Annotated in this window: 11 protein-coding genes; 10 read left to right on the forward strand and 1 reads right to left on the reverse strand. The window is 37.8% G+C overall.

The window, feature by feature from the left end:
• Nucleotides 1-48 precede the first annotated feature (48 nt).
• Both FCI53_RS07920 and FCI53_RS07925 read left to right on the forward strand, forming a co-directional pair.
• Nucleotides 49-861: an AAC(3) family N-acetyltransferase gene (locus FCI53_RS07920; RefSeq protein ID WP_138417573.1), complete on the forward strand. Its 813-nt coding sequence runs from the start codon at nt 49-51 to the stop codon at nt 859-861.
• Nucleotides 862-910: 49 nt separating this feature from the next.
• Nucleotides 911-2326 carry a hypothetical protein gene (locus FCI53_RS07925; RefSeq protein WP_246050045.1) on the forward strand — a complete coding sequence of 472 codons (1416 nt, stop codon included), beginning with the start codon at nt 911-913 and terminating at the stop codon, nt 2324-2326.
• Nucleotides 2327-2415: 89 nt separating this feature from the next.
• Here FCI53_RS07925 and FCI53_RS07930 read toward each other — a convergent pair whose 3' ends face one another.
• A complete protein-coding gene (locus tag FCI53_RS07930; protein ID WP_138417575.1) occupies nt 2416-2832 on the reverse strand; it encodes a PilZ domain-containing protein in 417 nt (138 codons plus the stop codon).
• Between the two features lie 385 nt (nt 2833-3217).
• Here FCI53_RS07930 and FCI53_RS07935 point away from each other — a divergent pair, with 385 nt between their 5' ends.
• The 8 genes from FCI53_RS07935 to FCI53_RS07970 all read left to right on the forward strand — a co-directional run bounded on the left by FCI53_RS07935 (nt 3218) and on the right by FCI53_RS07970 (nt 11671).
• Nucleotides 3218-3943: a GntR family transcriptional regulator gene (locus FCI53_RS07935; RefSeq protein ID WP_425457162.1), complete on the forward strand. Its 726-nt coding sequence runs from the start codon at nt 3218-3220 to the stop codon at nt 3941-3943.
• 353 nt (nt 3944-4296) lie between these two features.
• Nucleotides 4297-5493 carry a NupC/NupG family nucleoside CNT transporter gene (locus FCI53_RS07940; protein WP_138417577.1) on the forward strand — a complete coding sequence of 399 codons (1197 nt, stop codon included), beginning with the start codon at nt 4297-4299 and terminating at the stop codon, nt 5491-5493.
• A gap of 97 nt (nt 5494-5590) precedes the next feature.
• Nucleotides 5591-6895: a pyrimidine-nucleoside phosphorylase gene (locus FCI53_RS07945; protein ID WP_138417579.1), complete on the forward strand. Its 1305-nt coding sequence runs from the start codon at nt 5591-5593 to the stop codon at nt 6893-6895.
• A 124-nt stretch (nt 6896-7019) separates the two neighbouring features.
• Entirely contained in the window at nt 7020-8198 is a 1179-nt protein-coding gene (deoB, locus tag FCI53_RS07950) for a phosphopentomutase (RefSeq protein ID WP_138417581.1), read from the forward strand.
• Nucleotides 8199-8213: 15 nt separating this feature from the next.
• Nucleotides 8214-9032: a purine-nucleoside phosphorylase gene (locus tag FCI53_RS07955; RefSeq protein ID WP_138417583.1), complete on the forward strand. Its 819-nt coding sequence runs from the start codon at nt 8214-8216 to the stop codon at nt 9030-9032.
• A 61-nt stretch (nt 9033-9093) separates the two neighbouring features.
• Complete coding sequence (locus FCI53_RS07960; RefSeq protein WP_138417585.1) at nt 9094-9498, forward strand: cytidine deaminase; 405 nt, start codon at nt 9094-9096, stop codon at nt 9496-9498.
• A gap of 47 nt (nt 9499-9545) precedes the next feature.
• Entirely contained in the window at nt 9546-10217 is a 672-nt protein-coding gene (gene deoC / locus FCI53_RS07965; RefSeq protein WP_138417587.1) for a deoxyribose-phosphate aldolase, read from the forward strand.
• Nucleotides 10218-10360: 143 nt separating this feature from the next.
• Nucleotides 10361-11671, forward strand: coding sequence for an NCS2 family permease (locus FCI53_RS07970; RefSeq protein ID WP_138417589.1), 1311 nt, complete (start codon nt 10361-10363; stop codon nt 11669-11671).
• Nucleotides 11672-11793: the final 122 nt, after the last annotated feature.

Here is an 11793-nt window from a genome sequence, read left to right on the forward strand (position 1 = left end):
AAAAAACAAAGATTGCGAGATCAGCATTTTAATACGGGGGAGAGGAATATGAAGGAAGATTCTAAAGTAACACAAATGAACCGACCGAATACTAGGGCAACATTAAGGCAAGATTTTGCTCATCTTGGACTAAAAGAAGGAGATATTGTTCTAGTCCATACCTCCTTAAGTTCAATGGGATGGGTATGTGGAGGAACAACCGCAGTCATTCAAGCATTAATCGATGTCGTTGGGGAAGGAGGGACCATCGTGATGCCAACTCAAACTGGTGATAATTCAGATCCTTGTGATTGGGGAAATCCACCAATGCCAGAACAATGGTGGCCAATCATTCGCGAACAAATGCCAGCATTTGAACCTGATGTGACGCCATCTAGAGGGATGGGCAAGATTGCTGAAGCTTTCAGAAGTTATCCAGGTGTAAAGCGAAGTAATCATCCAACTTACTCGTTCGCGGCATGGGGGAAGTATGCCGATGCCATAGTATCTGAGCAATCGCTAGAAGCTGGGTTTGGATCATCATCTCCTTTAGCAAAAATGTATGATTTGAATGCAGTGATTTTGTTATTGGGGGTAGGGCATGATAGTAACACATCGTTGCATTTTGCAGAACATGATGTGAAGGGTAAACCTTTGGTGCAAAAGGGTACGGCTCTTTTAGAGAATGGTGAACGAGTGTGGAAAACTTATGAGGAAATCGACTATGATGCTGACTGTTTCGAGGACGTAGGCAAGGATTTTGAAAAAACGCATCATGTAAATCAAGCAACGATTGGGCTTGCCCCAAGTAAGCTAATGAAACAACGAGCGATGATTGACTTCGCACGTGTTTGGTTAAATAACAAACAAGTTAAACAATGAAACTATCTAACTATGTTTCTATTTTTAAATCATTAAGGGGATTATTAAATTGAGAAAAATAGTCGCTATTGGTTTTACTGTTTCGATCGTGATGTATACGTTATTGCATTATTTTACATACATATATCCATCCGAGATAGGCGAATCTATTCTTTCGGTTACTGGTCTATTAGCATTGGTATGTGCAGCGGTTTATTTACCTATTCGTTCGTTTCTCGTACCAATATTTTTATTAGTGGTTGCAACTATCATTCAATTAGTTTCAGGAGGTTCCATCATTCCGTATTTGATGGAAGGGATTTTACAAATGCGAAGCTTAATTGCATTGTTATTCATTGTTCCTGTTATTGGGTGGATCCTACGTGAAGAAGATTATATTGGAGCGATCATGCATGTAGCCCATCGTTTTTTAAATACAAGTAAAAAGTTTTATGTTGGTATCATGTTTGTCAACCAAATCATTGCCTATTTTTTGCTGTTTGGTGCGATTCCGATGATGTATCAATTCGTGAATGATTTCTTGCGTAACAAAACAACAGAAGCATGGGAGTATTTTAAAGGAACCGCTCTGTTACGTTCATTTGCTTTGACAACACTCTGGGTAATTAGTATCCCAAGTTTTGCCTTTGCCGTTGATCAATTGGATGCATCACTTGGTTGGACGATTGTGCAAGGTTTCTTTATTTCACTAGGCGGCATTCTACTGTCGTTACCATTTGAATCCTATCAAGAAAAAAACTATCAAATCAATATTACTAAAGGAATAAAAGAAGAGATTCGAACCCTTATGCAGCAATCAAACGATAGGAAAAAAGTCCATCGACATGTACTAGAATTTTCTTGTCTTTTTGTTACCTTATTCAGTACTATCTTTATTGTACATATCACACTAGGATGGGGCTTATTACTGATCATTCCACCTATTATCATGCTATGGACTAGTGCGTATTTTCTATTGAAAAAACGGACTTACAAATTAGTTGAGCAAATGAAACAATATATCACGAAGGAAGTAAAACATAAATCACAACAATTTAGTCTAATGCTATCGGCGAGTATGCTCATTTATGCTGTCAACCAATCGGGCCTTGGTAATTATTTAGTCGATGGTCTGTTTTATATTGAAAATACGGTGCCATTTGTTAACTTTTTGATGATTTTACCGTTTACAGCGATTCTTTTAGGCTTTTTAGGACTTGGTCCATTAACGGTGATTGTATTGGTAGCGGGGATTTTGCAACATGTGCAGTTGGTTTATCCACCAGAGTTAGTTGTGCTATCGATGACATCCGGCAGTGTGATTGCGGTATTATTATCACCTGTCATATTACCAATCATCGTCTTAAGTGCTTCAAATGGACTAAGTATCTTAAAAAACGGTTTTAAGTTCAATTTACTGTATGCACTAACATTTTATTTGTTTGTTCAAGTTTATCTTCAAGTGGTGTGGTATATCGTTAGTTAACGGTTACTCTTGAATGATAAGAGGTAAAAAACTGTAAAACGGAAGGGTTAATGGCACCAATCTAATTATTAGATTGGTGCCATTACTATTTAGTTCGTCGATTTTTCTTGTTGGATGAAATGTTTTAGTTGGTCGATAATTTGGTCTTTTGTTTGGTCATCATTATATAGTTCGACTCCATAAAACTGTTCTCCAGAAAAATGAGGCTTTTGCCAAATGATTTTTCCTGTTACAATGTTTTCATCCTGGCTGTCTGAATCTTCAGAGTTACCCAATTCAGTTGGCCCATCGGATAGGGTAAAGCGAATTCTGATTTCAACATCATTTCGATCACTTAATAAATCCAAATCAGAAGCAATCCGCAACCCGCTAGGACTAAGGTCATGAATGTTAGCGTCCCCTTCACTACTATCCACTCGTTGTTCATTGATTTTGATGATTTTTATTTCACATGGTATGGGGGTACCGAATTCATAACGAAATGCTTCATCACGCTTATATCTCATCACAAACGCTCCTATTTAAAAATAAAAATTGAAATTTCTTAGTTGTATTATATTATGAAAAAGTCGAATGGAATAGATGTTTTAACATAATGATCGAAATTTGTAAAAAATACGTAACGACATGATTATTTTTTAGTGGAACATTACATTGCCGTGGAAGAGCAATCACTTTCTAAAGTTATGGAACACAGTAAGGTAAGATGGCTCCTTTAAAAAACAAACATTTTTGTAAACGGTTTTAAAATTGTCGGACATACGATGCAATATTATGCTATGATATTAATGCATTCCGTTTGTTTGATGAAGCAATTAATATGAAAAGCTTTAACCATTCGGTGAGATTAACGTAACTATTGACAATCATAGCTATTGGAGGATGATGATAATGAATTTTAATTACCAAACACCACGTTATTTAGTTGTGATCGAACAATTAAAAGAAAAAATAACGAATGGCGAATTAGAACCAGGTGAACGTTTGCCATCAGAAACAGAATTTGCAAAAGAATTACGCGTTTCTCGAAATACGTTAAGAGAGGCGTTACGTATATTAGAAGAAGAGAATATTGTTGTTAGGAAGCATGGTGTTGGAACATTTGTAAATAAAAAGCCCGTATTCTCAGGGGGAATAGAGGAGTTATTTAGTATCACCGAATTTATCGAAAGAAAAGGGAAGACACCAGGAACGGAATTGCTTTTTACTGGGTATGTGGAACCACATGGAGATGACATCGAAGAATTACAACTGACAAAAGATGAGCAAGTGTTGTTAGTGAAAAGGGTGCGAACAGCTGATACGACACCTTTAGTATATTGTATTGATAAAATCCCGGCTAACCTATTATCAAAGGGCTACAAATTAAATGAAGAATCATTTCTCGCTTCCCTTGAAGCGGAAACAGGTATGCCAATTAGTTATGCGAAAGCAAATATTAAAACGATTGGCTATCATGAAGAAATATCGGACATATTGGATTGTGATGAGAATACGCCATTATTAGTATTGCAACAACTTCATTATGACGCAGCTGATCGGCCAATTCTATCATCTATTAACTTCTTTAAGTCCGACCAAATAAGTTTCCATGTTTTAAGAAAAAGAGTGTATTAATTTTGTATTATTAAAAAGTTCCGACTATTTAATATTATGGTAAGCCTTTTAACCGTTCAAATGCTTGATATGAGTGCGTTTTCAAAGGAAAGAGTTATAAGTGATAGAATGCACAACAAAAGAAATATGTCAAAAACTGTTGACTTGTAGGACGTCTCACCTTTATGATATGTAATGTAAGCAATGAAAGGGGATTCAATGAATTGTTTTGTCGTTGGACATCCTACCATTTACTATTTTTCTTCCAAATCACAACAAAATCAATTAATCTTGCAAGCGTTTAAAACAGTTTGGAAGAGTTACTAAATGGTGCAGTTTTTGCTTCATAAATAAATAGAAGGTGAGTGAGTAATATGCATTTGATTTGGGGTATTTTTGGTATTTTCGTCATTTTATCCATTGCATTTATTTTTTCGAAAAACAAGAAATCGATTAAATTAAGAACAATTCTCGGTGGACTGTCATTCCAAATCTTTTTCGCATTTGTTGTTTTAAAGTGGGAAACTGGTAAACAAGCATTAGAATGGGTTACATTCCGAGTGCAAAATATTATTGACTATGCAAATGAAGGTATTGAATTTCTATTTGGTACGTTAGCTAATACTGATGAATGGGGTTCCATTTTTGCTTTTCACGTACTACCAATTATCATATTCTTCTCTGCTTTAATTTCTGTTTTATACTATTTAGGAATTATGCAAATTTTAATTAAATTTATCGGTGGTGGACTATCGAAATTATTAGGTACGAGTAAGACAGAATCGATGTCAGCCGCAGCAAATATTTTTGTTGGACAAACCGAAGCGCCACTAGTTGTTCGTCCTTTCCTATCAAAAATGACTCAATCAGAATTATTTGCTGTTATGACTGGAGGATTGGCGTCTGTTGCTGGTTCCGTTTTAGTAGGTATTTACTTATTAGGTGTTCCATTAGAGTACTTGCTAGCAGCTAGTTTCATGGCTGCACCATCTGGTTTGATTATGGCGAAAATGTTTATGCCTGAAACAGAAGAATCCGAAACTTCCGATGAAATTGAAATTGAAAAAGATACAGAAACAACTAATGTGATCGATGCAGCAGCTAAAGGTGCATCAGATGGTATGTCACTTGCATTGAATGTTGGTGCGATGTTACTTGCGTTTATTGCATTAATCGCTTTAATTAATGGTATTTTAGGAATTTTTGGTGGTTTAACGCTAGAAACAATTCTTGGTTATATCTTTGCACCATTAGCATTTGCAGTGGGTGTGCCATGGGCAGAAGCTGTAACCGCAGGTGGTTTTATTGGACAGAAGCTAGTATTAAATGAATTTGTTGCCTATGCTTCATTTGCTCCAGAAATGGAAAGTTTATCTGACAAAACAAATCTTGTCGTAAGTTTTGCATTATGTGGATTTGCTAACTTAAGTTCAATGGCAATCTTACTAGGTGGACTAGGAGGATTAGCTCCAGACCGTCGTAGTGATATTGCGAAAATGGGACTTCGTGCAGTAGCTGCAGGTGCATTGGCATCCCTACTAAGTGCTGCTGTAGCAGGTATGTTCTTTTAATTAAAAATCACATTGAGAATAGTCTGCACCTTAGCCTGTCGGCGGAGGTGCGGCTATTTTAAATATATTTAGTTTGTAAAAAAAGGATGATGTTCAAATGAGAATGGTAGATTTAATTAGCAAAAAAAGAGATGGACAGGAACTATCCAAACAAGAAATAGATTTCATTATTGAAGGATATACAAATGGTGAGATTCCAGAATACCAAATGTCAGCTTTTGCAATGGCGATCTATTTCCAGGACATGACAACAGATGAGCGTGTTGCTTTGACAAAGGCAATGGTAGAGTCGGGTGATCAAATTGACCTATCCGCGATAGAAGGTATCAAAGTGGACAAACACAGTACTGGTGGAGTCGGTGATACAACGACATTAATTTTAGCACCGCTTGTGGCAGCTGTTGGTGTACCTGTTGCGAAAATGTCTGGACGTGGACTAGGTCACACTGGTGGTACGATTGACAAATTAGAATCAATTGAAGGTTTTGAAGTAGAGATTGATAGTAACCAATTTACGAAACTAGTGAATGAAAATAAAGTGGCAGTTGTCGGTCAAAGTGGAAACCTAACACCTGCTGATAAGAAGTTATATGGTTTACGTGATGTGACTGCAACCGTTAACTCCATTCCGTTAATCGCAAGTTCAATTATGAGCAAGAAAATTGCTTCAGGTTCTGATGCGATTGTGCTTGATGTGAAAACAGGTTCAGGTGCATTTATGAAGGAACTAGACGGAGCGAAAGAATTGGCACAAGCAATGGTGCAAATCGGCAATGGTGCAGGTCGTAATACGATTGCAGTTATTTCAGATATGAATCAGCCATTAGGTTTTGCAATTGGAAATGCTTTAGAGGTTAAAGAAGCAATTGACACCTTAAGAGGAAATGGGCCTGAAGATCTGCAAGAGCTATGTCTTACCCTAGGTAGCCAGATGGTATATTTAGCTGGTGAAGCGAAATCAATTGAAGAGGCAAGACAAAAATTAGAAGATGTGATGCAGTCTGGAAAAGCGATCGAAGTATTTAAGACATTTATCACAGCTCAAGGCGGCGATGCATCTGTTGTAGATGATTCTGCAAAATTACCAACAGCTTCTTACACATTTGAAGTGGAAGCAAAACAAGATGGGTATGTATCAGAAATAATCGCAGATGAAATTGGTATTGCTGCAAGTATTCTAGGTGCAGGACGTACAACAAAAGAGTCGGAAATCGACTTAGCTGTTGGTTTAGTATTAAACAAGAAAGTTGGCGACCAAGTGAAAAAAGGGGAGTCACTCGTTACAATTCACAGTAACACGGAAGATGTTGCAGAAGTAGTTGAGAAGATCTACCAAACTTATAGTATCACGACAGAAACCGTTGAAACAAGACCGTTAATTCATGACATCATCCACCAATAAAACAGGGGCTCATTAATCATAGCCCCCATCTTTTTTCGAAAAAGAGGTTGGACGTCTTACAATTTAATGAAAAATGGTTTATAATGGAAATATAAAAGAAGTCCATTGAAAAGGAGAATGACATATGGGTGAAAACTTCAAACGAACATTTTTAATCGTGATGGATTCTGTTGGCATCGGTGAAGCACCTGATGCAGAACAATTCAATGATAAAGGAGCAGATACTCTTGGCCACATTGCTAATCATATGGGTGGTTTGAAAATGCCAAATATGGGAGCACTTGGCTTAAGTAATATTCGTGAAATTGGTGGGATTGATAAAGCAGATACACCAAAAGCTCATTATACAAAAATGCAAGAAGCGTCTGCTGGTAAAGATACGATGACGGGTCACTGGGAAATTATGGGCCTTCATATTGATACACCATTTCGTACGTTTGAAAAGTTTCCTGATGAATTAATCAACGAGCTAGAGGAACGCACAGGCCGGAAAATCATCGGTAACAAACCCGCTTCTGGAACAGCGATCTTAGACGAATTAGGTGAACAACACATGCAATCAGGTGATTTGATTGTCTATACGTCTGCAGACTCTGTTCTTCAAATCGCAGCTCATGAAGAAGTTGTACCATTGGAAGAACTTTATCGAATTTGTGAAACGGCACGTGAAATTACAAAAGCACCACAATATATGATTGGTAGAGTGATTGCTCGCCCATTTGTTGGTGAGCCAGGTGCATTTGAACGTACACCAAACCGTCATGATTATGCATTAAAACCATTTGGTCGTACGGTTATGAATGAAATGAAAGATGCAGGTTTCGATGTGATTTCGATCGGTAAAATCTCTGACATTTATGATGGAGAAGGTGTAACCAAATCGCTACGAACGGTTTCCAACATGGATGGTATGGATAAGTTACTAGAAACAATGGACATGGATTTTCATGGATTAAGTTTCTTGAATTTAGTTGATTTCGATGCAAAATACGGTCATCGACGCGATCCTCAAGGATATGGGGAAGCACTTGAAGCATTTGATGCGCGACTTCCTGAGGTGTTCGAAAAATTACGTGAAGATGATGTGTTAATCATCACGGCTGATCATGGGAACGATCCAGTTCATCATGGAACAGATCACACAAGAGAGTATGTACCATTGCTTGTACACCATAAAGGAATTGAACAAGGAAATCGTATAGCATTAAGAGATACGTTTGCAGATATTGGTGCAACAGTGGCAGACAATTATAATATTAAACACCCAGATTATGGAACAAGTTTCCTAAACGATATAAAGTAATGGAGGTAGAAAATTATGGATATCAATAAAATAAAACAAGCGTCAACAGTTATTGCAGAACAAATCGAAACACGTCCTACAGTTGGACTTATACTTGGCTCAGGCCTAGGTGTGCTTGCAGATGAAATTGAACAACCTGTAAAAATTAAATATGCAGACATTCCAGGATTCCCTGTTTCAACCGTTGAAGGCCACGCTGGGCAATTAGTGATTGGAAACTTGCAAGGTGTAACAGTTCTTGCGATGCAAGGACGCTTTCATTACTATGAAGGGTATCAACTTGATGAAGTAACATTCCCAGTTCGCGTGATGAAAGACTTAGGGATTGAAACTGTTGTGGTGACAAATGCTGCAGGTAGTGTTAATCGCTCGTTTGAACCAGGTGATTTAATGTTGATTACTGATCATATTAACAATGTTGGATCAAACCCATTAACCGGCCCAAATAATAAGGATTTAGGTGTTCGTTTCCCTGATATGTCAACGGCATACACACCAGCACTACAAGATTTAGCAAGAGACGCTGCCAAAAAGTTTGATATATCGCTAAAAGAAGGCGTATATGTTTGGAATAGCGGTCCAAGTTATGAAACACCAGCAGAAATTCGTATGCTTCAAACAATGGGTGGCGATGCTGTAGGTATGTCGACTGTACCAGAAGTGATCGTTGCAAGACATGCTGACATGGATGTTGTCGGGATTTCATGTATTACCAACATGGCGGCAGGTATACTAGATCAACCATTGTCTCATGATGAAGTGATTGAAACTACAGAACAAGCAAGAGAGAAATTCCTTTTATTCGTGAAAGAAATTGTTGCAAGATTAAACTAAATACAGGTCATACTATGAAGTGAGACTAGACCGTTAAATTCATCTAAAGGAGTGTTTACGAATGGATAACAAAATGATGATAGATGAGGCTGTTAAAGCAAGAGACATGGCTTATGTACCATATTCGAAATTTGCAGTAGGTGCAGCATTACGTACAACAACTGGTGATGTTTATCATGGCTGTAATATTGAAAATGCGGCTTATCCAGTATGTAATTGTGCAGAACGAACAGCGCTATTTAAAGCTTATTCAGAAGGTGTAAAGGATTTTGATTTGTTAGTTGTTGTTGCAGATACAGAGCGCCCTGTTCCACCATGTGGTGCTTGTCGACAAGTAATGTCCGAGTTATGTCCAAGAGATATGAAGGTAATCTTAACAAATTTAAAACATGAGCAGTTCGAAACAACCGTTGAAGAGCTCTTGCCAGGAGCATTCACTCCAGATGATTTAACAAAAGAAGCGTAGACATCCCCAAAATGAAACGGAACTATAACACATAATGAGGTGATCGAATGGATAAAAAATTAGCAAACATGATTGATCATACGGTATTGAAAGCTGATACAACAAAACAACAAGTGCAAGAAGTCTGTGAAGAAGCAATGGAATATGGATTTTTCTCCGTTTGTATTAATCCATCTCGAATCGAGCAAGCGGCAGCATTATTAAAAGATTCGGATGTAAAGGTGTGTACCGTGATTGGCTTCCCACTAGGCGCAACAACAGCTGAAGCAAAGGCATTAGAAACAAAAGATGCCATTAGTAAGGGCGCAGATGAAGTTGATATGGTCATTAATATTGGGAAACTAAAAGATGGCGATTACGACGCTGTTGAACAAGATATTCGCGCCGTTGTAGATGCGGCAGCGGGCAAAGCACTAGTGAAAGTTATCATTGAAACAAGTCTACTTACAGATGATGAAAAAGTGAGAGCTTGTGAATTAGCTGTGAAAGCAGGTACGGATTATGTGAAAACTTCCACTGGTTTCTCAACAGGTGGAGCTACCGTTGAAGATATCGCTCTAATGCGTAAAACAGTTGGACCTGATATTGGAGTGAAGGCTTCTGGTGGTGTTCGTGATAGAGAAACCGCTGATGCGATTGTGGAAGCAGGCGCTTCACGTATTGGTGCAAGTGCAGGTATTGCAATTGTTACTGGCGGTACATCTACTAGTGATTATTAAAGCCTAAAGTTGTGATGGCCTGGAAGGAAATTCCATTTCGTTTCAGGCTATTGCTTTGTTTTGCATAAAAACGTATACTATTATTTTGGTCATTCCACTTGAATGGCGGGTGGGAGAGGGACAATTTTAAAGAAGGAAACAAAATGTTACAGAAACAAATAAATAAACAATTTGGTGTCTATGAAAAAGGCTCTACCATTAAGCAAGAGCTACTAGCAGGTTGTATATCATTCTTTACCATTGTATACATCATTGCCGTCAATTCATCGATTTTAGCTGATACAGGTATACCGATTGAAGCGGCTGTATGGGCGACAATTTTAACCTCTGTTGCAGGTTGCTTGATTATGGGATTTTGGGCAAACGCACCATTAATACTTGTACCAGGTATGGGCGTTAATGTCATGTTTGCTTATACCTTTGTACAATCGATGGGATTAACATGGCAAGAAGCTTTAGCCGTTGTCTTCTTGTCTGGTGTACTTTTTATCATCGTTGCAAGTACGCGTTTGTCGAAAATATTGGCAAAATCGATCCCAAGCTCCTTAAAAGATGCAATTTCTGTAGGCCTAGGTCTATTTTTAGCATTGATTGGTTTGGAAAAAAGTCAAATCATTGTCAAGGGAGAGCACTCCTTAATTGCACTCGGTGATATCGGGAGCCTGGAAGTGATTGCCTTTCTACTGACATTGATTATTGCACTTGTATTATTTTTACGAAATGTACCAGCCAACTTATTAATCACTATTTTTGCTGGGACAATGATTGCATGGATGTTTGGTTTAATTGACATGAGCGGGATTCAAGCATCTGGAATTGGTGTTGGATCTGGCCTGGGTGAATACGGCGAAGTGTTTGCAGCACTGTCATTTGAACGAATTGCGACATTGACTTTTTGGATTGCGACATTTTCTCTTACCATGGTACTAGTGTTTGAAAATATCGGGCTAGTTAGTGGTCAAGTGCAACAAGCGGAGCAACCAGAAAAATACGATTCTGCCTTTCGTGTAACCTCTGTGTCAACGATGTTGAGTAGTGTGTTTGGATCTAGTCCAACGGTATCAACAGTTGAAACGGCAGCAGGAATTACAGCGGGTGGTCGAACAGGGATCACATCGATTGTCACCGGGTTATTATTTTTACTATCGATTTTCTTTATTCCGTTTGTTACAATTATCCCAGGTAGTGCCATTGCACCGATTTTAATTATTATTGGTGGATTAATGTTACAAAATATCAAAAATATTAATCTACAAGACTTGTCTGAAGGATTTCCAGCATTCTTAATTATTATCATGATTCCATTTTCATACAGCATTGCGGATGGGATTGCGTTTGGATTTATTGCTTATCCATTAGCTAAGTTAGTTGTTGGAAAACCAAGTCAAGTGTCACTTCCATTATATATTATTGCAGGTTTATTTTTGGTAAACTTCATATTGCACGGAATTTAATGTAAAAACGCTCTAGTCATGCAACTAGAGCGTTTTTTAGTTATCTATTAAAAGGTTCTTGTTTATTCTATAAAATTGGTGCACAGGTATACTGTTTATCCTTTTTCTGGATTGATCAACCC

Origin of the sequence: Aquibacillus sediminis (assembly GCF_005870085.1) — a bacterium.
Lineage (GTDB): Bacteria > Bacillota > Bacilli > Bacillales > Amphibacillaceae > Aquibacillus_E > Aquibacillus_E sediminis.

Coding starts and splice junctions, on each gene's coding strand:
- FCI53_RS07920 (WP_138417573.1), top strand. CDS start 49: ATGAAGGAAGATTCTAAAGTAACACAAATGAACCGACCGAATACTAGG.
- FCI53_RS07930 (WP_138417575.1), bottom strand. CDS start 2,832: ATGAGATATAAGCGTGATGAAGCATTTCGTTATGAATTCGGTACCCCC.
- FCI53_RS07935 (WP_425457162.1), top strand. CDS start 3,218: ATGAATTTTAATTACCAAACACCACGTTATTTAGTTGTGATCGAACAA.
- FCI53_RS07940 (WP_138417577.1), top strand. CDS start 4,297: ATGCATTTGATTTGGGGTATTTTTGGTATTTTCGTCATTTTATCCATT.
- FCI53_RS07945 (WP_138417579.1), top strand. CDS start 5,591: ATGAGAATGGTAGATTTAATTAGCAAAAAAAGAGATGGACAGGAACTA.
- deoB (WP_138417581.1), top strand. CDS start 7,020: ATGGGTGAAAACTTCAAACGAACATTTTTAATCGTGATGGATTCTGTT.
- FCI53_RS07955 (WP_138417583.1), top strand. CDS start 8,214: ATGGATATCAATAAAATAAAACAAGCGTCAACAGTTATTGCAGAACAA.
- FCI53_RS07960 (WP_138417585.1), top strand. CDS start 9,094: ATGGATAACAAAATGATGATAGATGAGGCTGTTAAAGCAAGAGACATG.
- deoC (WP_138417587.1), top strand. CDS start 9,546: ATGGATAAAAAATTAGCAAACATGATTGATCATACGGTATTGAAAGCT.
- FCI53_RS07970 (WP_138417589.1), top strand. CDS start 10,361: ATGTTACAGAAACAAATAAATAAACAATTTGGTGTCTATGAAAAAGGC.